Below are 24,700 nucleotides of genomic sequence, written 5' to 3'. Positions count from 1 at the left end.
GTCATCATGAGTCTCACAGGTGCATTGTCCTCGGCGATCTCGGCGCTCAGCGCGCAGAGCCAGTCCCTGTCGATGATCAGCGACAATATCGCCAATACCAGCACGACGGGCTACAAGACGACGTCTGCGATGTTCGATGACCTCGTTACCGCATCGAGCAACGCGACCTCCTATGCCTCGGGCGGCGTCACCGTCTCGGGCCGGGCCAACATCACCCAGCAAGGCCTGCTCGCCGCGACCTCGAACGCCACCGACGTCGCGATCCAGGGCTCGGGCTTCTTCGTCGTGACCAGCGCCACGTCGGGCGGCACCACGTCCTATACGCGCAACGGTGCCTTTTCGACCGACAACGCCGGCTATCTCGAGAACAACGGCAGTTACCTGGAGGGATGGCGCACCGATGCGAACGGCAACGTCGTCGGCAACGAATCGGCGAGCAACCTCCAGGCCATCAATACCCAGGTCGCCTCGACCAGCGGCAGCGCCACCACCAAGACCACGATTGCGGCCAATTTGCCCTCGGATGCCGCGACCGGTGACACCTATACCAGCTCGATGACCGTCTACGATTCGCTCGGTGCTGCGAACTCGATGCAGGTCACCTGGACCAAGACCGCGACCAACACCTGGAGCGCGAGCTTCGCCAATCCTACCTCGACCTCGAGTACCACGACCGCGACGGGCACGGCTTCGGGGACGATCGCGATCACCTTCAACAGCGACGGCTCGCTTGCCAGCACCAGCCCAAGCCCGGCAACCGTCAAGGTGACGGGCTGGACCGACGGGGCGACGGACAGCACGATCACCATGAATCTCGGCACCGCCGGCAAGACCGACGGCCTGACCCAATACGCCTCCGGCGAGACCACGCCCACCGTCAACGTCACCAGCATCAGCTCGGATGGCTTGTCCTACGGCAAGCTGTCCAGCATTGCGATCGGCAAGAACGGCGTGGTCGACGCGACCTATTCCAACGGCCAGACCATCGCGATCTACAAGATCGCAGTGGCGACCTTTGCCGATCCAACCGGGCTTTCGGCCGCCAGCGACGGCCTCTATTCCGCGACGGTGACGTCGGGGAATGCCGCGTTGCAGGCCTCGGGCGAGAACGGCGCGGGCACGATCTACGGCAGCGAGCTGGAATCCTCGACCACCGACACCTCCAGCCAGTTCTCGAGCATGATCTCGGCGCAGCAGGCCTATTCGGCCGCCTCCCAGGTCATCTCCACCGTCAGCAAGATGTACGACACCCTGATCTCGGCGATGAGGTGAGCGATGCGCAGCGAGGAGGCCAAAGCCGCCGGAGAAGCGCTGTTGCGCCGGCTGCGACGGCTGGTGGCACGGGCCGCAACCGTGAAGGGCAATGACGACAAGCAGCTGCTTGCCTTGCTCGACGATCTCGAGACGACCCGCCGCGGCCTGTTGAAGGAATGCGCAGAGGTCGAGGGCGAGATGAGACAGGCGACCGTCAGGACGGCCGCGATCGGCGCTTACCTGCGCAACTCGCAAGTCCATCGCGGCAAACGGCATAGTTAGAAGAAGGCGATGACCATGAGTGTAGCCCAAGCCAATAGCCTAGCCACGCGGACCAACGCCGCAAATGGCGACGCCCGGATCAAGTCGCTGATCGGACTGATCGACGTCCTGACCGCGCTGGTCGCGGAAGAGAATGCCGAGCTCGCCAAAGGGTTGCCGGCCTCACGCCTGAAGCAGGTCGACGAGAAAAACCGCCTGGCGGAAATCTTCGAGCGGACCGTCGCCGAATGCGCGGCGGGCACGACCACCCTGAATGTCCGGGACCGGATCCTGCGTGAGCAGCTGCTGGAGCGGATCCTGAAGCTGCGCGCGGCGATGGACGAAAATCTGGTGCGCCTGCGCGCGGCGATCGAGGCCAGCAATCGCCGAATCGAGGCCGTCATGCAGGCGATCCGCGAGCAGATCGCGGCGGTGTCGCCCTACGGCGCCTCTGGCCGCGTTGCAGCGCGCGCCGTCTCCAGCTGCACCAGCCGCAGCGCCTGACGCCTCAAGGAGCCCGCCGTGTCACTCGACATCGCACGATCGATCGCCTTCAGTGGCCTGTCGTCCACGTCGGTCCAGATCAGCGTGACGTCGTCGAACATCTCGAACGCCGACACGACGGGCTATACGAAGAAGACCGCGAACCAGTCGAGCAGCGTCACCAACGGCGTCGGCACCGGCGTCACGGTGACGGGCATCACCTCGACGGTCGACAAGCTCCTGCTGAAATCGCTTGTCAGTGCGACCTCTGACCTCGGCGCGGCGGACACGACGAACACCTATCTGACGTCGCTGGAAAAGCTTTACGGCTCGACCAGCAGCACCAGCAGTTCGTCGACCGGGACGTCGCTCGCCAACAGCATCGCCTCGCTGGAATCGGCGCTGTCGTCGCTGGCGAGCACGCCCAGCAGCGCCTCGCTGCAATCCAACGTCGTCAGCGCGCTCGACAACGTCACCAGCCAGTTGCGCGAGACCTCGAGCGGCATCCAGAAGCTTCGCTCCAATGCCGACCAGGACATCTCGTCCTCGATCGACGGCGTCAATACGGACTTGCAGAACATCGCGGATCTGAACGCGGAGATCAAGCAGACGGCGGCGGCCGGCCAGTCGACCGCAGACCTGGAGGACCAGCGCAACACCGCGCTCCAGGACGTGGCCTCGAAGATGAACGTCAGCTACTACACCGCGTCGAACGGTGACCTCCAGGTTTATACGACGACAGGGCAGGCGCTGGTCGACAGCTCTGCCCACAAGATCAGCTATACCGCTGCCGCCAACGTGTCGTCGTCGACGACTTACACCGCCGGCTCCTCGTCGAGCGGCTTCAGCGCGATCACGGTGAACGGGGTCGACATCACCTCCCAGATCACTGGCGGAAGCATCGGCGGACTCATCACGCTCCGCGACAAGACCCTGCCGGCGGCGCAGTCGCAGCTCGATCAGCTCGCAACGCAGCTTGCTTCCGCGGTCAACACCGTCTCGAACAGCGCTTCCTCGGTGCCGGCGCCCACGACCCTGACCGGCACGACCAGCGTCACCAGCAGCACGGCGCTGTCCGCCACCGGCACGGTGCGCCTTGCCGTGACCGACCAGAGCGGCAATCTGGTCTCCTACAGCGATCTCGACCTGTCGTCCTATTCCACGGTCGGCGATCTCGTCACCGCCATCAATGGCATTTCCGGGATGTCGGCGTCGGTCGATGCGAACGGCCATCTCTCGATCACGGCGACAGGCTCGGGCAACGGCGTCGCCATCAATGAGATGACCAGTTCGGTCGGCAGCTCGAGCGAGGGATTCTCCGACTATTTTGGCCTCAACGACCTCGTGACCGGAACAAGCGCGTCGGATGTTGCGGTCAACAGCAGCATCCTGTCCGGCACCAACGAGCTGCAGCTCGCCACGCTGGATTCCTCGTCGAGCCTTACGGTCGGCAGCAGCGTGCTGACGTCGGGATCGGCGACCGTGGTCAATGCGCTCTACAGCGCATTGACGGCCTCGCGGACGTTTTCTTCCACCGGGGGGCTCGCCGCCACCACTGGTTCGTTTGCCGATTATGCCTCGACCATCGTGGCCGATGTCGCGAGCAAGTCCTCGCAGGCGTCCACCAATTACACCGCCAAGGAGACCGCGCAGTCGACCTATGCGAGCTCGCTGTCGTCGCAGTCGGGTGTCAATCTCGACGAGGAATCGGCCAATCTGAGCACGCTCCAGAACCAGTATTCGGCCGCCTCCGCGCTGATCTCGGCCATCAACAGCATGTACACGGCACTCATAACCGCCGTGCAGTCGTCCTAAAGCGCAGGAGCAGGCCCATGGTCGCGATGCGGATCGCCACCTTCGCGCAGTCGAGCAAGATGATCGCCGACGCCATGCGCGTGGAGTCGGTGATGGCCAACGAGCAGGTCCAGGAATCGTCGGGTGTGCTGTCGACCGATTACGGCGGCTATGGCTCGAACGCGCAGCATGTCGTCAATCTCCAGGTCTCCGTGACGCGTGCGCAGTCCTATATCGATGCGGCCACGCTCGCCGACAGCAAGGTTCAGGTGATGTATTCGGCCGTCGGCTCGATGACGGACATCATCACGCAGCTCCGCTCCCAGCTCAGCGCGGCCTCGACCGGTAGCTCGACCGAAACGAATTCGGTGATCTCTTCAGCCCAGCAGATGCTGGAGCAGATGGGCTCGCTGATGAACACGCAGTATGACGGCCAGTATGTCTTTGGCGGCGGCAAGACGGACATGGCGCCGGCCGACCTCACCAGCTTTTCGTCGGGGACGGGCTCCACCACCACGGCGGATACCAGCTACTACAAGGGCGATGACGAGATTGCCTCGGTGCGCGTCGCCGCCGATGACACCGTGTCCTATGGCGTGACCGCCGGCAATTCGGCGTTCGAGAAGGTGATGCGCGTGCTGAAGTTCGTGGCCAACAGCACCTCGCTGTCATCCTCGGATATCTCCAGCGCGCTCGACCTCGCCAGCACGGCGCTCGATGATACCGCGGCGGTGCAGGCAAAGCTCTCAAGTTCGGCGTCCTCGATCGAGTCGGCGAGCACGCAACAGACCGACTACAAGAGCTATGCCGAGAGCCTGTCGAACGACCTCACCGGCGTCGATGTCGCCGCCATCACCGCGCAGCTCTCGACCTACCAGGCACAGCTCACCGCCTCCTATTCGGCGATGTCCAAGATCCTCGGCATGAATCTCGCGAGCTATCTGAAATAGGTGACGCCTATTCGGCCGCGATCCGCTCCATCGCCATGGTGCGAAGCCGGGCGCGCTGGATCTTGACGCCGTTGGCGCTGTCGGTCACGGGGAAGGCGTCCACGACATAGATCCGCGCCGGAATCTTGTAGCTGGCCAGCCGCTCGCGCAGGCGGGCCGTCAGCACCTCCTGTTGCGGCGAAGTGCCGGCCGGAATGACAAAGGCGACGCAGCGCGCCTGGCCCTTCAGGTCCACCGCGACGACCTGCGCATCGGCGACGCCGGCACAGGATTTGAGCTCGTCCTCGATCTCGCCGGGGGCGACCAGGAAGCCGCCGAGCCGCATCGCATCCCCCGCGCGGGTCTCATAGACGAAGGCGCCGCCGCGAAGCCGGCCGATGTCGCCGGTGCGGAAGAAGCCGTCCGCGGTGATTGCATCGAGCGTCGCATCGGGGTTGTTGAAATAGCCGAGGAAGCATGACGGCGCGCTGATCTCGATCTCGCCGGAGACCCCTTCCGCTGCTAGCTCGCCGGTCTCGGTGTCGCGCACGCGGACCTTCGCCTCGGGGGACATCGGCCATCCGCCGCCCTCGATGCGATCGGCGAAGGCGTCGCTGGGACGGGCGATCGAGAATAGCGCCTGCACCTCGCTCGAGCCGTAGAGGCCGAATAGCGGCAGGCCCCGCGCCTCCGCCTCCGCAGCCAGTTCGCGCCAACCGGGCTGGAATGCGGCGAAGCCGCAGACTTCGAGATGCGGGAAGGGCCGCTGCGCGTCGGTCAGCGCCAGGATACGGCGGAACATCTCGTCGGAGCCGAAGGCGTGCGTGATCTTGTGCTCGCTGAGAATTTTCAGCGCCGGTGCCGCCTCGAAGGCGTCGAGCACGTGGACGGTCGCGCCGGCCGCGATGAAGCCAAGCAGGCTCGTCATGCCAAAGGTGCCGCAGAACGGCAGCATCGCCAGCAGCGAATGACGCTCCGGCGAGAGCCGGAGCGCCGCGGCAACGGCGTTGGCGTGGGTCGCCAGCGTTCGCAGCGAGTGCGCGACGAGCTTGGGTCCCTTGGTCGTGCCGGATGTGGTGTAGAGCAGCACCGGCTGGTCGACGTCATCCTGGGTGGGAGTCGGTGGATAGGGTTGGTCGAACGCGTCGAAGCGAATGCAGGGCCATTGCGCGGGGATCGCATCCGCGCCGACGACCGCGAGCTTTTGCAGCGCGGGCACCTCGTCTTTGGCGATGTCGGAGAGAATGGAAGCGAAATCGATCGAGCGGAACGCTGCCTCGACCACCAGCAGCTTGGCGCCCGACAATTTGAGGAGATGCGCGACTTCCGCGCTGCGGTAGCGCGTATTGACGGCGGCGATGACCGCACCCAGCCGGGCGGCGGCGAACAGCAGCGTGATCCATTCGATCCGGTTGACCAGCCAGACCGCGACCACGTCGCCCTTGCCGATACCCTGCGCGGCGAGCCAGGCCGTGGTCTGCTCGACCATCCCTGAGAACTCCGCGCGCGAGACGGGCGTGCCGTCGAACACGAAGGCGGGATCGGCAGCGGTCTCCGATCCGATCAGCGATTGCAGTGAAACATCGTCGGCGTGCATGGCAACCGAAGTAGCCCGATCGCGCAAACCTGTCTACTTGGTGCCGAACATCCTGTCGCCGGCATCGCCCAGGCCCGGCACGATGTAGCCGTGGTCGTTGAGGCGTTCATCGATCGCCGCGGTCCAGATCGGCACGTCGGGATGCTCGCTCTGGAACTTCGCAATGCCCTCGGGCGCGGCCAGCAGGCAGACGAAGCGGATGTCGCGGGCGCCGCGGTCCTTGAGCAGCGAGGCGCCGGCGCAGGCCGAATTGCCGGTTGCCAGCATCGGATCCATCAGGATCACGGTGCGGTCGGACAGGTCCTGCGGCGCCTTGAAGTAATATTCCACGGCCTGCAAGGTCTCGGGATCGCGGTAGAGCCCGATATGGGCGATGCGCGCCGAGGGCATCAGCGCCAGCATGCCGTCGAGGAAGCCGACGCCGGCGCGCAGGATCGGCGCCAGCGTGAGCTTCTTGCCGGCGATCTTCGGCGCCTGCATCGGCGAGATCGGCGTCTCGATCTCGACCAGCTCCAGTGGCAGGTCGCGCGTCACCTCGTAGCCGAGCAGCATCCCGATCTCGTTCAGGATTTCGCGAAAGCTCTTGGTCGAGCGGTCCTTCTCCCGCATCAGGGAGAGCTTGTGCTGGACCAGGGGGTGGGCGACGACGTTGACGCTGCTTGTGCTCATGAAACCGATCTACACGGTTCCACGAAACTGCGCCAGATCGGCCGGGCGTTTTCCGCAGAGGAGGGGCGGCCTAGCCGGGCCGTGCGACCGCCGTTCGCGCCCGGTTGCTCGCCTCGTAGGCAGCCATGGTCAATTCGCGGTCGATCGCCGTGAAGTCTAGACGCCGAGCCCGCGCGCGACGAGCGTGATGACGATGGTCAGGACCCCGCCCCAGATCAGGCTGAGCGTCATGGTCAGGATGGTCGTGGTGACCGCGTGCTCGAGATGTCCTTTGAGGAAATGCACGCTAGCCCCTCAGCAATCGTGAGACCAATACGATCAGCGGATTGCCGCGGTTCTCGATGTCGAGCTCGAAGGTCTCGGCGGGGAACACCAGCGCGCACCGCACAGGCCGGCTCTGACGGTGGGCGAAATCGACCGCCGAGCTCTTGAACAGGAACAGGCCACCGATGCGTCCATGCGCCTCGCGGGCGACCCAGAGGCCGGCCCGGTTGCGGCCGATAAAAAAGGCAGGAATGGCGTCGCTGATCACATCGGGATCGAGCGGCCTGAGTTCCGCCACCGGCGCTTGCGGCGGCTGGCGATGGGTGGCTTGAAGAGCAATTGCGGCCATGGCGGCCTCCTCACACATCTGCAAAGTCATGATGGTCACCGAGGCCTCAGGCGTGGAGATGCCAGACATAGATGGCAGTCTTCAGCGCGATGAGCGCAGTGAGCACGCTGCCCATCGTGAGCACCGTTAGCGCTCGCATCGCCGCGCGCTCGAGTTGGGCCTTGCGTTCACTCGAGATCCGCGCCGAACGTTCGGCCCAGTTGAAAGACCATTCAAAGCCATGTGTCAGCATCGACATGTCAGAGGTCCTTGCCGTGGGGCGACGAGACAGGCGCCCCAATCTGCTTCTCATGATGAGCATCGCAGCATAGGAATGCGAGACGGGCGCCAGCACTGTCGTATAGGAGCGCCATAAGGGCGCGTCCTACGCGCCAACGTTGTCGATCAGCTCCTCGTCGGCGATGGCGGCGAAGGCCCTAACCACCTCTCTCTGCGCGGCTGCGTCCAGCGGCACGATCGGCAGCCGAGTATCCGCCGATATCAGGCCGAGCACACTTAGCGCGTATTTGAGCGCAGCCGGGCTTTCCCGCGAGAGGCAGGCGATCAGCGGGACGAGGCGCCTGTGCAGATAGCGCGCGGTTTGCAGGCGACCCTGCCTGATCTGCGAGAAGATCGTCCGGCACAGATCCGGTGCGATGTTGGAAACTTCCGAGATCGCTCCGTCGCCGCCGCCGGCGATATAGCCGAAGTTGGTAGCGTCCTCGCCGGACAGCAGCCGAAAGCCGGCTGGCAGCAGTCGGTTCAGCCGCATCGGGCGGGTAATGTCACCGCCGCCATCGCGCAGGCCGACGAACTGGCGAGACTCGACGAGGCGCAAAAGCGTCTCGTCGGCGAGCGGGCGCAGCGTGCGGGAGGGAACGTCGTGCAGGATCACCGGCAGTCCGGTTGAGCCGGCAATGGTGCGGAAATGCGCGAGCATCCCCTCCTGCATCGGCTTGTTGTAGGCGGGCACCACCGCCATGATGGCATCGGCGCCCGCCGCCTCTGCGCGCCGCGCAAGTTCGATGGCGCGGCCGGTGGCATTCGACATCGCGCCCGCGATGACCCGCGACCGGCCGCGGACGACGTCGACTGCGGTGCGAATAACGAGTTCCTGCTCGGCGGGCGAGAGTGTCGGTGCCTCGCCCGCCGTCTCGCAGACCACGAGCGCGGGAACGCCGGCCGCGACCTGGCGCTCGCAGAGTGCGGCGAGCGCCTTGAGGTCGATCGTGTCAGCTGCGTCGAACGGCGTCGGCAGATCCGGAATGAAGCCGGTGAACCAGGCTGAGGGAGGAATGAACATGGCTTGCTCGCCGAATGCGGCCGGCTCAGGCGGCGCGTTGCGAGAGGTCGGGGTGTTGACCCATGTCGAGCTCGATCTCGCGTGGCAGCTCGACGATGGTCTCGGGGTGCTGTCCGTTCTCGAACAGGGCGTATTTGATGGCCTGGGCGCGGCTGACGAACAGGCCGCCATAGAGGCCATTCTGCTCTTGCGCGATCCATTGGCCTCGATGGTTTTTGCCGATGAAGACGATGCTGGAGGGTGAGCTGCACGAGGGAGGTTCGACGAGTTTCACGGATTTAGTCCTTCCAATTGATGCGGCCGGCGGGATCCCGTCCCGCAACCGCCGCATCAATATCTTTTTCAATGGATAGGATTTCGAGAGAGGGCGCGCGGCGATCTCATAGGAGCGCCATAAGCTTCGCGTTCAGCTGAAATTCTCGCAGCCGACCGGTTCGTAGAACGGGTCGGGGGCGGGACGCACGGTGGGAACACTCGGTCGAGACGCTTCCACGGCCAACGCCTGGACTTCGACGAAAGCCGACAGCAGCGCGATCGCGAAGTCGCCGTGGCATCCCTCGACAGCGGCGTCGAGCCAATCCGGCAGCTCGCGTTCACGCGAGAGCGCGCAATGCCATTCGCCCTCGTCATAGGCGATACGGCGGACATGCCACAGTGGCAGTTCGAGCTCCATCAACGCAAGCGCAGCGTCGGCCCAGGCCTCCGCGTCGATCAGGCGCATGAGGCGCGCGGTGCGCTCGGTCTGTCCGAGCGAGGGAAAGCGACGGCAGGCCTTGTCGATGACCTCGAGCATCAACGAGCGCGTCATGCCCTGCGCATTGCGCAAGCGGTCGCCGAGGGAGGGAGGATCATAGTGTCCGAAAGCGACGGTCATCTCAGGCCTCCTGGAATTGGCGTCGGTCAGTCGGCCGGCCTCTTCAGGATGGCGGGAAGGGCATTGGAAAACGAGATGGGAAGGGGACGGGAGATATAAAGATTTCATAAGAGGGCGGGGGGCGATGAGGAGCGCAATGTGTTGCCTACGTCTCCGCCGTCGCCCCGGCCCCTTTATGAGATTCCTATAACTTCGCCATAGCCTTCGTCTCGAAAACCTATGCCCGTGGTGGCACTTCAGCACGGTCAAAAGTCCCGTTTGGGGTCGTGGAAATACGTTGCGCGTCCCTCCACGAGCTCCGCCGGGTCCCCGAGAAAGTGTTGCTTCCGATAGAGGGACGCAACGAGGAGCAATCCCATGATGGACATTCTGATGCTAGCGCTGGGCTTTGGCTTCTTTGCCCTTGCGATCGGCTACACCTACGCCTGCGAACGGCTGTGAAGGAGCGAACCATGATCTTCGATTATGCGCTTGCCGGCACCGTGTCGTTCGGCCTCCTCATCTATCTCACTTATGCGCTGTTGCGGCCGGAGCGGTTCTGAGCCGTGCTCCTGCTTGTCGAATTGCTGCTGGCGGACGCTGCGCTCGTCGGCTGCCTGCTTGTGGTGCTCCTGCAGCTGTTGCGCCGGACATCAAGCCTGAAGGGTTAATGCCATGACTGTGATCGGTTGGCTCCAGATCATTCTTTTCTGCGTTATCATTGTCGCGCTCACAAAGCCGCTTGGCTGGTACATGACGCGCGTCTTTAACGGCGAGAAGACATTTCTCTCGCCGGTGCTGCGTCCGATCGAGGCCGGCATCTACTGGATCTCCGGCGTCGACGAGAAGCGCGAGCAGCATTGGCTGACCTACACGGTCGCGATGCTGCTGTTCCATGTCGGTGGTTTCCTCATCATCTACGGCGTGATGCGCTTGCAGGCCGTGCTGCCCTTCAATCCGGCGGGGCAGGGCGCGGTCGCTGAAGACCTCTCCTTCAACACCGCAATCTCCTTCATCACCAACACCAACTGGCAGAACTACGGCGGCGAGAGCACGATCTCCTATCTCGTGCAGATGGTCGGCCTGACGCACCAGAATTTCCTGTCGGCGGCCACCGGCATCGCGCTCGCCGTCGCCTTGATCCGCGGCTTCTCCCGCGCGTCGGTGCGCACCGTCGGCAATTTCTGGGTCGACGTCACCCGCACCACGCTTTATGTGCTGCTGCCGATCTGCGTCGTCTACGCGCTGTTTCTCATTTCGCAGGGCATGCCGCAGACGCTCGGCGACTATGTCGAGGCCACCACGCTCGAAGGCGCCAAGCAGACCATCGCGGTCGGCCCGGTCGCCTCGCAGGTCGCGATCAAGATGCTCGGCACCAATGGCGGCGGCTTCTTTAATGCCAATGCGGCCCATCCCTTCGAAAACCCGACGGCGCTGTCGAACTTCGTGCAGATGCTATCGATCTTCGCGATCGGTGCGTCGCTGACCAACGTGTTCGGCCGCATGGTCGGCAATCAGCGTCAGGGCTGGGCGATCCTGACCGTGATGGGCGTGCTGTTCGTCGCGGGCGTCACCGTCACCTATTGGGCGGAAGCCAACGGCACCTCGACGCTCCAGGCGCTCGGCCTGACCGGCGGCAACATGGAAGGCAAGGAGGTCCGCTTCGGCATTGTGGCGTCTTCGCTCTTTGCTGTTGTCACGACGGCCGCGTCATGCGGCGCGGTCAACGCCATGCATGACAGCTTCACTGCGCTTGGCGGCATGATCCCGCTGATCAATATGCAACTCGGCGAGATCATCATCGGCGGCGTCGGCGCCGGCCTCTACGGCATGCTGCTGTTCGTCGTGCTTGCGATCTTCGTCGCCGGCCTGATGGTCGGCCGCACGCCGGAATATGTCGGCAAGAAGATCGAGGCGCGCGAGGTCAAGATGGCCATGCTCGCGATCCTGGTGCTGCCGCTGATGTATCTCGGCTGGACTGCGGTCGGCGTGGTCTATCCGGCGGCGGTTGCCTCGATGGCGAATGCCGGCCCGCATGGCTTCACCGAGGTGCTCTACGCCTTCACCTCGGCGACCGGCAACAACGGCTCGGCCTTCGCGGGCCTCTCCGGCAACACCTTCTTCTACAATCTGACGCTTGCCAGTGCGATGTTCGTCGGTCGCTTCTTCATGATCATCCCGGCGATGGCGATCGCAGGTTCGCTTGCGGGCAAGAAGACCCACCCGCCGTCAGCCGGCACCTTCCCGACGACCGGCGGCCTGTTCGTCGGCCTGGTCGTGGGCGTGATCCTGATCATCGGCGGCCTGACCTTCTTCCCGGCGCTCGCGCTCGGCCCGATCGTCGAGCACCTCGCGATGAACGCCGGCCAAGTGTTCTGATGGCCAAGTGTTCTGATCGCCAAGTGTTCTGATCGCCAGCCTTCTGATTGGTTCGGAGTGACCTCCATGGATACGATGAAACTGCAAAAACGCGCTTCCGTTTCGGCAATGCTCGACCCCAAGATCGTCGTGCCCGCGATCCGCGCGTCCTTCACCAAGCTCGATCCGCGGCTGATGATCAAGAATCCCGTGATGTTCGTGGTCGAGGTCGTGGCCGCACTCACCACCGTGATTTTCGTCCGCGACCTCGTCACCGGCGGCGGGAATCTCGCCTTCACCTTCCAGATCATCCTCTGGCTCTGGTTCACGGTGCTGTTCGCCAACTTCGCCGAAGCCGTCGCCGAAGGCCGCGGCAAAGCGCAGGCCGATTCGCTGCGCAAGACCCGCACCGAGAGCCAGGCCAAGCTCCTGAGCGGCGCCGGCCAGGCCTTCAAGCTCGTGCCGGGCACGAGTCTGAAGGTCGGCGACATCGTGCTGGTCGAGGCCGGCGACACCATCCCCTCCGACGGCGAGGTGATCGAGGGCGTCGCCTCCGTCAACGAGGCCGCCATCACCGGCGAATCCGCCCCCGTGATCCGCGAGTCCGGCGGTGACCGGTCGGCCGTGACGGGTGGCACGCAGGTGGTGTCCGACTGGATCCGCGTCCGCATCACCGCGGCGCAAGGCTCGACCTTCATCGACCGCATGATCAAGCTGGTCGAGGGCGCCGAGCGGCAGAAGACGCCGAACGAGATCGCGCTCAACATCCTGCTCGCCGGCCTCACCATCATCTTCGTGTTCGCCACCGTCACCATTCCGAGCTATGCGGCCTATGCCGGCGGCTCGATCTCGGTGGTCGTGCTGGTCGCGCTGTTCGTAACGCTGATCCCGACCACGATCGGCGCGCTGCTGTCGGCGATCGGCATCGCCGGTATGGACCGCCTGGTGCGCTTCAACGTTCTGGCGATGTCCGGCCGCGCCGTCGAGGCCGCCGGCGACGTCGATACGCTGCTGCTGGACAAGACCGGCACCATCACGCTCGGCAACCGCCAGGCAACCTCCTTCCGCCCAGTGCGCGGCGTGACCGAGCAGGAGCTCGCCGATGCCGCACAGCTCGCCTCGCTCGCCGACGAGACGCCGGAAGGCCGCTCCATCGTCGTGCTGGCGAAAGAGAAATACGGCATTCGTGGCCGCGACATGGCCGAACTCGGGGCGACCTTCATCCCGTTCACGGCGCAGACCCGCATGAGCGGCGTCGACGCCGGCGGCACGTCGGTCCGCAAGGGCGCAATCGAGGCCATGCTCAACTATGTCAACGGCGGTACGCCGCTGGCGGCCGCTTCAGGCAATGCGGCGCGCGCAATCCAGCCCGCGGCGCTTTCCGATATCGGCCGCGAGGTGCAGACCATTGCCGACGAGATCGCCAAGGCCGGCGGCACGCCGCTGGCGGTGGCCAAGGACGGCAGGCTGCTTGGCGTCATCCAGCTCAAGGACATCGTCAAGGGCGGCATCCGCGAGCGCTTTGCCGAGCTACGCCGCATGGGCATCCGCACCATCATGATCACCGGCGACAACCCGATGACGGCGGCCGCGATCGCGGCGGAGGCCGGCGTCGACGACTTCCTGGCGCAGGCAACGCCCGAGGACAAGCTCAAGCTGATCCGTGACGAGCAGGCCAAGGGCAAGCTGGTGGCGATGTGCGGCGACGGCACCAACGATGCCCCGGCGCTCGCCCAGGCCGACGTCGGCGTCGCCATGAACACCGGCACGCAGGCGGCCCGTGAGGCCGGCAACATGGTCGACCTCGACTCCAACCCGACCAAGCTGATCGAGGTGGTGGAGATCGGCAAGCAGCTGCTGATGACGCGCGGTGCGCTGACAACGTTCTCGATCGCCAACGATGTCGCAAAATACTTTGCGATCATCCCGGCGATGTTCCTGGCGTTCTATCCGCAGCTCAACGTGCTCAATGTCATGAACCTGTCGAGCCCGCAGAGCGCCATCCTGTCGGCGATCATCTTCAACGCGTTGATCATCATCGGGTTGATTCCGCTGGCGCTGAAAGGCGTCGCCTATCGCGCGGTCGGTGCCGGCGCGCTGCTTCGCCGCAACCTGCTGATTTACGGCCTCGGCGGTATCGTCATTCCCTTCATCGGCATCAAGGCGATCGACCTCGTCGTGAGCGCCTTGCACCTGGCTTGACCGTCGTTGCGCGGCGCACGGCGCCGCGCGCAATGACGAAGACTTAGGAGACGTAACATGCTCAGAGAAATCCGCCCCGCCATCGTCCTGCTGCTGGTGCTCACCGCCATCACGGGCCTGGCCTATCCGCTCGCCATGACCGGCATCGCCGGCGCGCTCTTCCCAGTTCAGGCACGAGGCAGCCTGATCGAGAAGGACGGCAAGGTGGTCGGCTCCGCCCTGATCGGACAGGAGTTCAAGGACGACAAATACTTCCACGGCCGCCCCTCGGCGACGCTGGCGCCGGATCCGAATGATTCGACCAAGACGGTCTCGGCGCCCTACAATGCCGCCAATTCGGGCGGCTCCAATCTCGGTCCGACCAGCAAGGCACTGGCCGACCGGCTGAAGGAGGACGTGGACAAGCTCAAAGCCGAGAACCCGAACGCTGCCGTTCCGGTCGATCTGGTCACGACCTCGGCCAGCGGGCTCGATCCCGATATTTCTCCGGAGGCGGCGCAATTCCAGGTGCCGCGCGTCGCGAAGGCGCGGAACGTGTCGGAGGACCAGCTTAGGCAGATCGTCGCCTCCAACACCCAGGGCCGTCTGCTCGGGCTGCTTGGCGAACCCCGGGTTAACGTTCTTGCCCTGAACCTCGCACTGGATCGTGCGTCCGCGAAGTAGTGGTCTAGGCTGGGGATGCCCGGATGATTATATTGGCCTGATGGTTCAACAGCGCCGCGATCCCGAACAACGTCCGTCTCCCGAGGCGCTGCTGGAAGCAGCGCGCCGGGAGGAGAGCGCGAGCGGCAAGCTGAAAATCTTCGTCGGCGCCGCCCCCGGCGTCGGCAAGACCTACGAGATGTTGCAGAGCGCCCATGCCAGGCGCAAGGCCGGCATCGATGTCGTGGTCGGCTTCGTCGAAACCCATGGCCGCGCCGAGACCGAGGCGCTGGTGCGGGGGCTTGAAGTGATCCCACGCAAGCGGCTCGATTATCGCGGCCAGATCGTCGAGGAGATGGACCTCGATGCCGTGATCGCGCGGCGCCCGAAGATCGCCTTGGTCGACGAGCTCGCCCACACCAACGCGCCCTTTTGCCGCCACCCCAAGCGCTATCTCGACGTCGAGGAGCTGCTCTCGCACGGCATCGACGTCTACACCGCCGTCAACATCCAGCACATCGAGAGCCTGAATGATGTCGTCGCGCAAATCACCCATGTGCGGGTGCGCGAGACTGTGCCGGATTCGATCTTCGACCGCGCCGATGCGATCGAGCTGATCGACCTCACGCCCGACGATCTGATCCAGCGCCTGCGTGAGGGCAAGGTCTACGTCCCAAAGCAGGCCGAGCGGGCGCTGGAGCATTACTTCTCGCCGGGCAATCTGACCGCGCTGCGCGAGCTCGCGCTGCGGCGTACGGCGGAGCGGGTCGACGAGCAGCTGCTTACTCATATGCAGGCGAACGCCATCGCCGGTCCCTGGGCCGCGGGCGAGCGCATCCTGGTCTGCGTTAGCGAGGATCCGCGTGCGGCCGGGCTCGTGCGCTACACCAAGCGGCTGGCCGACCGCCTGCATGCGCCGTTCACCGCGATCTCGATCGAGACGCGGCGCTCGCTTCAGCTCTCGGAGCAGGAGCGCGACCGGCTCGCCGATACGCTGCGGCTCGCGGAGGCGCTCGGCGGCGAGGCGCTGACCATTCCAGCCGTCGGCCGGCGCATCGCCGACGACGTCATCAACTTCGCGCAAGGCAACAACGTCACCCAGATCGTGATCGGCAAGTCGACGCGCTCGCGCTGGTTCGAGATGACGCGCGGCTCAGTGGTGCACGATCTGGTCCGCCGCTCCGGCAACATCAGTGTTCACGTCATTCCGGGCGACGAGCTCACGAGCGAGCCGGCGCCGAAGACGGCGGTGCAGACCGCGGCACGGTCCGAGCCGTTCGATGCTCGTCCCTATCTGAAGGCGCTCGGGATCACCGCACTGGGCCTTGCCGCAGCGGTGGTCATCAAGCCGTATTTCGGCGTCGAGAACGTCGACCTGATGTTCCTGACCGCGGTGGTCGCCGTGGCTGTCCGCTATGGGTTATGGCCCTCGCTGCTTGCGAGCATTGTGGCGTCGCTGGCGTATAACTTCTTCTTCCTGCCGCCGGTCTATACTTTCACGATCACCGATCCAACCAACGTCGCAGCGTTCTTCTTCTTCATGCTGATTGCGTTCCTGGTGTCGAATGTCGCGGGGCGGGTGCGGACCCAGGCCGACACCGCGATCGGCCGCATCAGGACCACCGAGCAACTCTATGCGTTCAGCCGCAAGCTCGCGGGCACTGCCACGCTCGACGACGTGCTGTGGGCAACCGCCTATCAGATCGCCCTGATGCTGAAGGTTCGCGTTGTGCTGCTGCTGCCGGAGGAGGGCCTGCTTACGGTCAAGTCGGGCTATCCGCCGGAGGACCAGCTCGACCAGGCCGATCTTGCCGCCGCCAACTGGGCCTGGAGCAACGATCGCTCCGCGGGCCGCGGTTCGGATACGCTGCCGGGCGCAAAGCGGCTGTTCCTGCCGATGCGCACCGGGCGCGGCCCGATCGGCGTCATCGGGATCGACAACGACCGCACCGGGCCGCTGCTGACGCCGGACCAGCGCCGGCTGCTGGACGCGCTGGTCGATCAGGGCGCGCTCGCGATCGAGCGCGTGCTGCTGGTCGAGGACATGGACCGGGTCAAGCGCACCGTCGAGTCCGAGCGGCTGCGCGCGGCGCTGTTGACGTCGATCTCGCACGATCTGAAGACGCCGCTCGCCTCCGTACTGGGTGCGGCCTCGACCATGCGCGATCTCGCCAGCGCGCTGTCCGACACCGAGAAGCGCGATCTGCTTGCGACCGTGATCGACGAGTCCGAGCGGCTCAACCGCTTCATCGCCAATCTGCTCGACATGACCAAGCTCGAATCCGGCGCGATCGTGCCCAACACGGCGCTGCACGATCTCGGCGAGATCATCGGCAGCGCGCTGCGGCGGGCATCAAAGATCCTGACCGCGCACAAGGTCGAGCTGGTTCTGGCCGCCGATCTGCCGATGCTTGAGCTCGATGCCGTGCTGTTCGAGCAGGTGCTGTTCAACCTGCTCGACAATGCCGCCAAATATTCGCCGCCCGAGACCACAATCGCGATCAAGAGCCGGCGCGAGCGCGATCAGGTGGTGCTGGAGATCGCCGACGAGGGCGCCGGCATTCCGCCTGACGAGCTCGAAAGCGTGTTCGACAAGTTCTATCGCGCGCAGAAGGGTGACCATGTCCGTCCCGGCACCGGGCTCGGGCTTGCCATCTCGCGCGGCTTCGTCGAGGCGATGCGCGGCACGATTTCGGCTGCCAACCGCAGCGATCGGAGCGGTGCGGTCCTCACCATTCGTCTGCCCGTGCCAGTACAGACCCACGCATTGGATACCGCCGCATGAGCGCTGCCCCGATCAAGGTTTTGGTGATCGACGACGAGCCGCCGATCCGCAAATTGCTGCGGATGGGGCTTTCGACGCAGGGCTACGACATCCTGGAGGCGTCGAACGGCAAGATCGCGCTGGAGAAGCTCACCGAAGATCCCGCGCTGATCATCCTCGATCTCGGCCTTCCCGACATCCAGGGCCATGAGCTGTTACGCACCATCCGTGCTCGCAATGAGAGCGTGCCGATCGTGGTGCTGTCGAGCCGTGGCGACGAGGCGGGCAAGGTGCAGGCGCTCGATCTCGGTGCCGATGATTACCTGACCAAGCCGTTCGGAATGGACGAGCTTTTGGCCCGCCTGCGCGCCGCGCTGCGGCACCAGTTGCAGGTGCAGGGCGAGCGTCCGGTCTTCCGCACCGGCGACCTCTCGGTCGATCTGGTCCGCCGCATCGTTAAGCTCGGCGAGCGCGACGTCAAACTGTCGCCGAAGGAATATGACCTCCTGCGCGTGCTGGTGCAGCACGCCGGCAAAGTCTTGACCCACAGATTCCTGCTCAAGGAGCTCTGGGACGAGCTGACCGACGCGCAATATCTGCGCGTCTATGTCCGCCAGCTCCGTCAGAAGATTGAGGCCGATCCGGAACGGCCGCAATATGTGCTGACGGAGACGGGGATCGGGTACCGGCTGAAGGCGGGGGATTAGACGGGCAGGGGTGTGCGACGCCGGGGAACTCCAGCCGGTCTTTCTGGTTCAGTTCCGCGCGGGGCTTTTGCCATGATAGGCTCGAACGCCGATAGAGAATGCGGGACTGGCTGTGCTGCGAAAACTCTCCACCTACCGACAGAAACGCGACTTCGAGAAGACGCCGGAGCCGTCGGGCGAGACCGCGGTCGCTCCCTCGAAGCAGCGGCGTTTCGTGATCCAGAAGCATGATGCGACCCGGCTGCATTACGATTTTCGGCTCGAATTCGACGGTGTCTTCAAGTCCTGGGCCGTGACCAAGGGGCCCTCGCTCAATCCGCAAGACAAGCGGCTGGCGGTGGAAGTCGAGGACCACCCGCTCGACTATGGCGATTTCGAAGGGACCATTCCCGAAGACCAGTATGGCGGTGGCACGGTGATGCTGTGGGACCGCGGCACCTGGGAATCCGATGACCCGGAAGCCGGCTTCAAAAAGGGCGATCTCAAGTTTACCCTGCACGGCGAGAAGCTGCACGGGAGCTGGGTGCTGGTGCGGATGCGGCATGATCGTGACGGCGGCAAGCGCACCAATTGGCTGCTGATCAAGCATCGCGACGAATATGCCAGCGAGAGCGAGGATATTTTAGCGGAAGACAAGTCGGTCGCCTCCGGTCGTGCCATGGAGCAGATCACGGGTGGCAAGGGCCGCGCGCCAAAGCCATTCATGCTGGCGAAGGGCACGGGCAAGGCCGATGCCGTTTGGCAGTCCAACCGCGTGGAAGAGACGAAGGGGCGTACGGTCAAGGCTGCACCCCGCACGGCGTTGAAGGGCGGGACGGTTCTCAAGACCAAGAGCGTGAAGACGAAGGTTACGACGGCGACGAATGCCAGTCGGGTCGCGGAGATGCCGGACTTCGTCGCGCCGCAGCTCTGTACGCCGGTCGAGCGTCCCCCGTCAGGCGATCGCTGGTGCCACGAGATCAAGTTCGACGGTTATCGCGTGCAGCTCCGGGTCGAGGGCGGCGATGCGACGTTGAAGACGCGGACGGGGCTCGACTGGACTGGCAAGTTTGCCGCGATCGCGAAAGAGGCCAGCGCGCTGCCGGACGCCATGATCGATGGCGAGATCGTCGCGCTGGATCAAAGCGGCGCGCCGAATTTTTCGTCGCTGCAGGCCGCATTGTCCGACGGCAAGACCGAGGACCTGACCTTCTTTGCTTTCGATCTCCTGTTCGCCGAGGGCCTCGACTATCGCCGCTTGCCGCTCGGCGAGCGCAAGGCGCGGCTCAAGGAGATTCTGGCGGCACGCAAGCGGAAATCGAGCCGGATTCGCTACGTCGAACATTTCGAGAGCGACGGCGACACGGTGCTGCAATCGGCCGTGAAGCTCGAGCTTGAAGGCATCGTCTCGAAGAAGCTCGATTCCCCCTATCGCTCCGGCCGCACCGAAAGCTGGACCAAGACAAAATCCCGCGCCGGCCAGGAGGTCGTGATCGGCGGCTGGAAGACGACGGCCGGGAAATTCCGGTCGCTGATGGCGGGCGTCTACCGCGGCGATCACCTCGCCTATGTCGGCATCGTCGGCACCGGCTTCGGCGCCGACAAGGTCAAGCGCATCATGCCGTTTCTTAAAGAGGCGGCGTCGAGCGAAAGCCCGTTCGGCGGCAAGAATGCGCCGAAGAAGACGCGCGACGTGCACTGGGTCAAGCCGGAGCTGGTGGCCGAGATCGAATTCGCCGGTTTCACCGCCGACGGCAACATTCGTCAGGCCGCCTTCAAGGGGCTGCGGCAAGACAAGCCGGCCGAGGAGGTCGAGGCGGAAACGCCCGTGGATACCAAGCTCGCGCAGCCCTCTGCCCGAAAGCGTGTTGCAGCGAAGTCTGCCAACGCGAAAGCCACCGCCGAGGTGATGGGCGTCGTCATCTCGAAGCCGGAGAAGGAGCTATGGCCGGATGGCGGCGACGGCGAGGGCGTCACAAAGCTCGATCTCGCGCGCTATTTCGAGACGGTCGGCCCCTGGATGATCGCGCATATCAAGGGGCGCCCTTGTTCGATCCTGCGCGCACCCGACGGCATCGGCGGCGAAAAATTCTTCCAGCGTCATGCCATGCAGGGGACGTCGAACCTGCTCGAGCTCGCAAAGGTGTCCGGCGATCGCAAGCCGTATTTGCAGATCGATCGCGTCGAGGGGCTTGCCGCGGTCGCGCAGATCGGCGGTGTTGAGCTGCATCCCTGGAATTGCGCGCCTGACGCCTATGACACGCCGGGCCGCCTCGTGTTCGACCTCGACCCCGCGCCTGACGTCAAATTTGCCGATGTCGTAGAAGCGGCGAAGGAGATGCGGCAGCGCCTCGCTGACGTCGCCATGGAGAGCTTCTGCAAGACCACCGGTGGTAAGGGCCTCCATGTGGTGGTGCCGCTGCTTCACGGTGCCCGCGACAGAGTGAGCTGGAAGGAAGCCAAGGCGTTTGCGCAAGGCGTCTGCCAGTGGATGGCCGATGACGATCCCGAGCGCTATCTGCTCAACATGTCGAAGAAGCTGCGCAACGGGAAAATCTTTCTCGACTATCTGCGCAACGATCGCCTGTCGACCGCGGTAGCGCCGCTATCGCCGCGTGCACGCGATGGCGCGACCGTGTCGATGCCGGTGACCTGGGCGCAGGTGAAGGGCGATCTCGATCCGAAGCGATATACGGTGCGGACGGTGCCGGGCCTGCTGGCGCGGTCGAAAGCGTGGGATGGCTATGATGATGCCGCCGCGTCGATCAAGGCCGCAATGAAGAAGCTGGCGGAGAAAAAGAGGTAGGGTGGGTTACGCCTTGCGGCTAACCCACCCTACGAGACCTTCGCTGGGTCGTTAGATCCGTCCCAGCAACAGCAATATCAGCAGAATGACGATGACGAGCCCGAGACCGCCGCCGCCGTAATAGCCGGTGCCGTAGAACGGACCGCCGCCGACACCACTGAAACCACCAAGCAGCGCGATGACCAAAATGATCAAAATGATCGTACCGATAGACATGCTAGTCTCCTCCAGCCCTTTGTCGAAAGGGTCGTTGCATCCTGTCCCGTTGTGCGGAGGCAACTTGCCGCAGATTTTAAAGTTCCTGATTTGAAACGGGACGACAGGTCCCAACTTGCATGGAACCTTTGCGCGTCGTGCCGGCATGACTATGTGAGGATCAGTCAGTACAGGGCAGGGCCATGTCAGCACCGCTTGTCGTCTCCATTCCGCATCGTCTCGGCCGCGAAGAGGCGGTGCGCCGGCTCAAGACCGGGCTCGGCCGCGCCGCGGCGAGCATTCCCGTGATGCAGGTCGAGGAGGAGCGCTGGAGCGGCGACAGCATGGCCTTCCGCATCCGCGCGCTCGGGCAGACCGCGAGCGGCCAGGTCGACGTCGCCGACGATCACGTCAAGGTTCAGGTGGTGCTGCCGTGGCTGTTGCAGCGTTTTGCCGAGATGGCACAGGCGACCATCCGCAAGCGCGGACAATTGCTGCTGACCAAGGACGAAGGAAAATAGGCGTCAGGCCCGCGCGGGTTTCCGCGCATGCCTGATGGCGCTTGCGGCGCGGGCCTCGATGACCGCAGCGGGAAAATCCCGGAAAGCTTGCGCGAGCGGCAATTCGTTGCCCGCAAGGCCCGGCGCGGTGTAGCCGCTGATGTCGACGGTGGCGTCAAAGCCTTCGAGCGTGGACCATTCACGGCCTGCTTGCGTGAAGGGCGCGAACTGGCGTGCGACCACGACGACCGCGGCAGCGCGACCACGGCGGCGGGCAAAGGCAATGACATGGTTCGCGTGCGTGCCGCGGACGTCGAGCGGCTGGTAGTCGCCCTGCGCGAAGACGTCGGCGAGCTCGTTGCGCAGCCTGAGGAGATGTCGCGTCCAGGCAAGCTTGAGCTGCCCGTCGGGCCAGGTCCTGGTCAGTCCACTCCAGTCCGGCGCTTCTAACGATCCCAGCGCCGCCTGGCGCAAGGCAAAATCCACCGGGCGGCGGTTGTCGGGATCGACCAGCGACAGGTCCCAATATTCGGTGCCCTGGTAGAAGTCGGGCACACCCGGCAGCGTCGCCTTCAGCGTCAGCTGGCTCAGCGAGTTCAGCGCACCGAGCAGCGCGACGCGGCGGGCGAGGGTCTGGAGCGCCTCCAGGAATTCGCCTGATAGCGCGGGATTGAGGATTTTCCTGATGAAGTCCTTTACGCCATTCTCATACGCCTCATGCGGATTGAGCCAGCTCGTCTCTTCCTTGCCCTCGCGCGCAGCCTTGAGCGCATAGGCCTGGATGCGCTCGACGAAGCCGGCATCGGGCGGCTCTTGAAGCGGCCAGGCGCCGAGCAGGGTCTGGTAGAGCATGTATTCGAACGTCGCCGACGGCGCGCGCAGATTGCCGTGGAGCGCAAGGTGCGGCGCGTTCAGCACCTTCCAGCGCGAAACCGCACTGGTCCATTCGCCGGGAATTTCACTCAGCGCAGCGATCCGCGCCCGTGCGTCCTCGCCGCGCTTGGTGTCGTGGGTGGCCGTTGCCGTCATCCCTTGCGGCCATTCCCTGGCGCGGGCCCGCATCGCCTCGTGGAAGGCGGGAATTGTGAGGCCGTGGCTGGCGGGATCGCCGCCGACCTCGTTCAGCGCCAGCAGCCGGTGGAATTGATAGAACGCCGTGTCCTCCAGCGATTTCGCCATCATCGGCCCGGTGAACTGCTGCACCTTCAGCGCAAAACGGCGCACGCGCGGGCCGCTGTGCGGCGGACGGCCGGGCTTGAGCAGATCCATGGTCAGGGCGTCGCGCAGGAAGTCAAAAATGCCTTCGTCGGCAGCAAACCATTCGGCGCGGGCGCGCTCGATGGTGTCGTCGATCAGTTTTCGGTCGTGCGCAGTCGGGCTACTGTGGGTCAAATAAGTGCGATAGACCGGAAAGTGCAGCACGTACAATTCCAGCGCCTGCCGCAAGCTGTCGGCCGAAAAATCGCGGGTCGAGTAGTGCCCGTTGGCGATGCGCGCGAGCAGCCGGGTCAGCACGGTGAATTCGCTGGTCAGCAGCGTCTCCAGCACGCGCCTTTTGGCGTCCTTGACGTAGGGTGCGAGCCGCGGCGGCCGGTTGCTGATCTGCCGCCAGGTCTCGTCCAGCGCCTCCAGCCCTTTGGCGTCGACCAGCACCTGGGTGATGGCGTTCATCCACTCATAGCCGGTCGTGCCCTGGACGCCGGCGAAGTGCGGCAGCTTCTCTTGCTCGCACAGGATCTTTTCGATCACCGTGTAGAACGGCTTGGTGTTGCCCTGCGCGTCGCGCACCAGCCGGCGCAGCCGCTGGCAATATTGCGCGGGATCGCGCAGGCCGTCGATATGGTCGAGGCGGATGCCCTGCAGCTTGCCCTCAGCGACGAGCTGCTTCACCAGCCGGTGCGTGGCGGCAAACGTGCTCGGGTCCTCGACGCGCAGGCCTGCAAGCCCGTTGACGTCGAAGAAGCGACGATAATTGATGTCGCTGGAGGCCAGCCGCCAATGGCCGAGCTTGTAGTGCTGCCGCTCCAGCAGATGATGCAACGCCAGCGTCTGCGCCGGACGATCTTTTGCCGCGCGATAGGCGGCGAGGCCGTGCGTGATGATGTCGACGGAGCCTGGAATCTCCTTCAGCTCTGCCTTGAAGCCGGGAGCTTCCTTGCGGTTCGGCCGGCGCAGGCCCGTGTAGCGCGCGCCGAGCGAGAGCAGGCGCTTGCCCGCCTCGGTCTCGGCGGCGTCGGCTTCCTTCACGATCATCCGCAGCATTTCGCCATAGCGCTCCGGCGCGATCGGCAGGCGATGCTCGAAATACCAGGCGGAAAAACTGCCCTCATCGGGATCGTAGCGCAGCGCGATCTCGCCGCGCTCGAGCGCCTCGCCATAGGGCGAGCCAAGGATCGGCAGCAGCACGCCGCCGCGGGCGCGGTGCGGCAGCAGATCCCAGTCGATATCGAAAGCGACCGCGTGCGGTGAGCTCTGACCCCATTCCAGCACGTCCAGCCACCAGGGATTGTCGGCAAAATGTACGCCGACATGGTTCGGCACGAAGTCGATGATGAGGCCGAGATCGTGCTGCTTGAGTGCGTCGCTGAGCCGCGCAAAGCCGGCCTCGCCGCCGAGCTCGGGATTGAACTGGTTGTGATCGACGGTGTCGTAGCCGTGGGTCGAGCCCTTGCGCGCTTTCATGACCGGCGAGGCGTAGAGGTGCGTGATCCCGAGCGCCTTGAGATAAGGCACCACCGCGGCGGCCTTGTCGAAGTCGAAATCCGCGGTCAGTTGAAGCCGGTACGTCGCGAGGGGAATCGCGGAAGGCATA

Annotated in this window: 23 protein-coding genes; 13 read left to right on the top strand and 10 right to left on the bottom strand. The window is 64.7% G+C overall.

Annotated elements, in window-relative coordinates:
• The first annotated feature begins 6 nt into the window (after window positions 1-6).
• Genes flgE through ACLFLU_RS32910 form a run of 5 tightly spaced genes read left to right on the top strand, consistent with a single transcriptional unit; the run spans window position 7 to window position 4,742 of the window.
• On the top strand, window positions 7-1,272 hold the full coding sequence (gene flgE, locus ACLFLU_RS32930; RefSeq protein WP_426408873.1) for a flagellar hook protein FlgE: 1,266 nt from the start codon (window positions 7-9) through the stop codon (window positions 1,270-1,272).
• A 3-nt stretch (window positions 1,273-1,275) separates the two neighbouring features.
• Complete coding sequence (locus ACLFLU_RS32925; RefSeq protein ID WP_426408872.1) at window positions 1,276-1,536, top strand: hypothetical protein; 261 nt, start codon at window positions 1,276-1,278, stop codon at window positions 1,534-1,536.
• A 9-nt stretch (window positions 1,537-1,545) separates the two neighbouring features.
• A complete protein-coding gene (locus ACLFLU_RS32920) occupies window positions 1,546-2,019 on the top strand; it encodes a flagellar protein FlgN (protein WP_426408871.1) in 474 nt (157 codons plus the stop codon).
• 18 nt (window positions 2,020-2,037) lie between these two features.
• Window positions 2,038-3,813 (top strand): flagellar hook-associated protein FlgK, encoded by a 1,776-nt coding sequence (flgK, locus tag ACLFLU_RS32915; protein ID WP_426408870.1) that lies wholly within the window; start codon window positions 2,038-2,040, stop codon window positions 3,811-3,813.
• Window positions 3,814-3,830: 17 nt separating this feature from the next.
• Window positions 3,831-4,742, top strand: coding sequence for a flagellin (locus tag ACLFLU_RS32910; protein WP_426408869.1), 912 nt, complete (start codon window positions 3,831-3,833; stop codon window positions 4,740-4,742).
• A 7-nt stretch (window positions 4,743-4,749) separates the two neighbouring features.
• Here ACLFLU_RS32910 and ACLFLU_RS32905 read toward each other — a convergent pair whose 3' ends face one another.
• The 8 genes from ACLFLU_RS32905 to ACLFLU_RS32870 all read right to left on the bottom strand — a co-directional run bounded on the left by ACLFLU_RS32905 (window position 4,750) and on the right by ACLFLU_RS32870 (window position 9,756).
• Entirely contained in the window at window positions 4,750-6,318 is a 1,569-nt protein-coding gene (locus ACLFLU_RS32905; RefSeq protein ID WP_426408868.1) for an AMP-binding protein, read from the bottom strand.
• 33 nt (window positions 6,319-6,351) lie between these two features.
• A complete protein-coding gene (upp, locus tag ACLFLU_RS32900) occupies window positions 6,352-6,987 on the bottom strand; it encodes a uracil phosphoribosyltransferase (RefSeq protein WP_426408867.1) in 636 nt (211 codons plus the stop codon).
• A 156-nt stretch (window positions 6,988-7,143) separates the two neighbouring features.
• Window positions 7,144-7,272, bottom strand: a complete 129-nt coding sequence (locus ACLFLU_RS32895; RefSeq protein ID WP_426408866.1) for a hypothetical protein — start codon at window positions 7,270-7,272, stop codon at window positions 7,144-7,146.
• 1 nt (window position 7,273) lies between these two features.
• Entirely contained in the window at window positions 7,274-7,630 is a 357-nt protein-coding gene (locus ACLFLU_RS32890; protein ID WP_426414122.1) for a hypothetical protein, read from the bottom strand.
• A gap of 16 nt (window positions 7,631-7,646) precedes the next feature.
• Window positions 7,647-7,838, bottom strand: coding sequence for a hypothetical protein (locus tag ACLFLU_RS32885; RefSeq protein ID WP_426408865.1), 192 nt, complete (start codon window positions 7,836-7,838; stop codon window positions 7,647-7,649).
• A 126-nt stretch (window positions 7,839-7,964) separates the two neighbouring features.
• Complete coding sequence (dapA, locus tag ACLFLU_RS32880) at window positions 7,965-8,882, bottom strand: 4-hydroxy-tetrahydrodipicolinate synthase (protein WP_426408864.1); 918 nt, start codon at window positions 8,880-8,882, stop codon at window positions 7,965-7,967.
• 25 nt (window positions 8,883-8,907) lie between these two features.
• Complete coding sequence (locus ACLFLU_RS32875; protein WP_426408863.1) at window positions 8,908-9,156, bottom strand: hypothetical protein; 249 nt, start codon at window positions 9,154-9,156, stop codon at window positions 8,908-8,910.
• 132 nt (window positions 9,157-9,288) lie between these two features.
• Complete coding sequence (locus ACLFLU_RS32870) at window positions 9,289-9,756, bottom strand: hypothetical protein (RefSeq protein ID WP_426408862.1); 468 nt, start codon at window positions 9,754-9,756, stop codon at window positions 9,289-9,291.
• A gap of 452 nt (window positions 9,757-10,208) precedes the next feature.
• Here ACLFLU_RS32870 and ACLFLU_RS32865 point away from each other — a divergent pair, with 452 nt between their 5' ends.
• From ACLFLU_RS32865 to ligD, 7 genes are all read left to right on the top strand, one after another.
• A complete protein-coding gene (locus ACLFLU_RS32865; RefSeq protein WP_008133410.1) occupies window positions 10,209-10,298 on the top strand; it encodes a K(+)-transporting ATPase subunit F in 90 nt (29 codons plus the stop codon).
• A gap of 112 nt (window positions 10,299-10,410) precedes the next feature.
• Window positions 10,411-12,114, top strand: coding sequence for a potassium-transporting ATPase subunit KdpA (gene kdpA / locus ACLFLU_RS32860; RefSeq protein WP_426408861.1), 1,704 nt, complete (start codon window positions 10,411-10,413; stop codon window positions 12,112-12,114).
• A 66-nt stretch (window positions 12,115-12,180) separates the two neighbouring features.
• On the top strand, window positions 12,181-14,295 hold the full coding sequence (gene kdpB / locus ACLFLU_RS32855) for a potassium-transporting ATPase subunit KdpB (RefSeq protein WP_426408860.1): 2,115 nt from the start codon (window positions 12,181-12,183) through the stop codon (window positions 14,293-14,295).
• A 57-nt stretch (window positions 14,296-14,352) separates the two neighbouring features.
• Window positions 14,353-14,958 carry a K(+)-transporting ATPase subunit C gene (locus ACLFLU_RS32850; RefSeq protein WP_426408859.1) on the top strand — a complete coding sequence of 202 codons (606 nt, stop codon included), beginning with the start codon at window positions 14,353-14,355 and terminating at the stop codon, window positions 14,956-14,958.
• Between the two features lie 40 nt (window positions 14,959-14,998).
• Window positions 14,999-17,722, top strand: a complete 2,724-nt coding sequence (locus tag ACLFLU_RS32845; protein ID WP_426408858.1) for a DUF4118 domain-containing protein — start codon at window positions 14,999-15,001, stop codon at window positions 17,720-17,722.
• Complete coding sequence (locus ACLFLU_RS32840) at window positions 17,719-18,408, top strand: response regulator (protein ID WP_426408857.1); 690 nt, start codon at window positions 17,719-17,721, stop codon at window positions 18,406-18,408. Before ACLFLU_RS32845 ends, ACLFLU_RS32840 begins: the two co-directional genes overlap by 4 nt.
• A 112-nt stretch (window positions 18,409-18,520) precedes the next feature.
• Window positions 18,521-21,193 (top strand): DNA ligase D, encoded by a 2,673-nt coding sequence (gene ligD / locus ACLFLU_RS32835; RefSeq protein ID WP_426408856.1) that lies wholly within the window; start codon window positions 18,521-18,523, stop codon window positions 21,191-21,193.
• Window positions 21,194-21,244: 51 nt separating this feature from the next.
• On the opposite strand, the gene ACLFLU_RS32830 is transcribed toward ligD, so the two are convergent.
• Window positions 21,245-21,409, bottom strand: a complete 165-nt coding sequence (locus tag ACLFLU_RS32830; RefSeq protein ID WP_092021464.1) for a DUF3309 family protein — start codon at window positions 21,407-21,409, stop codon at window positions 21,245-21,247.
• A 182-nt stretch (window positions 21,410-21,591) separates the two neighbouring features.
• Here ACLFLU_RS32830 and ACLFLU_RS32825 point away from each other — a divergent pair, with 182 nt between their 5' ends.
• Complete coding sequence (locus ACLFLU_RS32825) at window positions 21,592-21,909, top strand: polyhydroxyalkanoic acid system family protein (RefSeq protein ID WP_426408855.1); 318 nt, start codon at window positions 21,592-21,594, stop codon at window positions 21,907-21,909.
• Window positions 21,910-21,912: 3 nt separating this feature from the next.
• Here the strand turns inward: ACLFLU_RS32825 and treY are convergent, their stop codons facing one another.
• Window positions 21,913-24,699, bottom strand: a complete 2,787-nt coding sequence (treY, locus tag ACLFLU_RS32820; protein WP_426408854.1) for a malto-oligosyltrehalose synthase — start codon at window positions 24,697-24,699, stop codon at window positions 21,913-21,915.
• Between the last annotated feature and the right edge of the window lies 1 nt (window position 24,700).

It is taken from the genome of Bradyrhizobium ganzhouense, from assembly GCF_049949285.1.
Classification (GTDB): Bacteria; Pseudomonadota; Alphaproteobacteria; order Rhizobiales; family Xanthobacteraceae; genus Bradyrhizobium; species Bradyrhizobium ganzhouense.
This window is presented reverse-complemented; position numbering and strand designations above follow the sequence as displayed.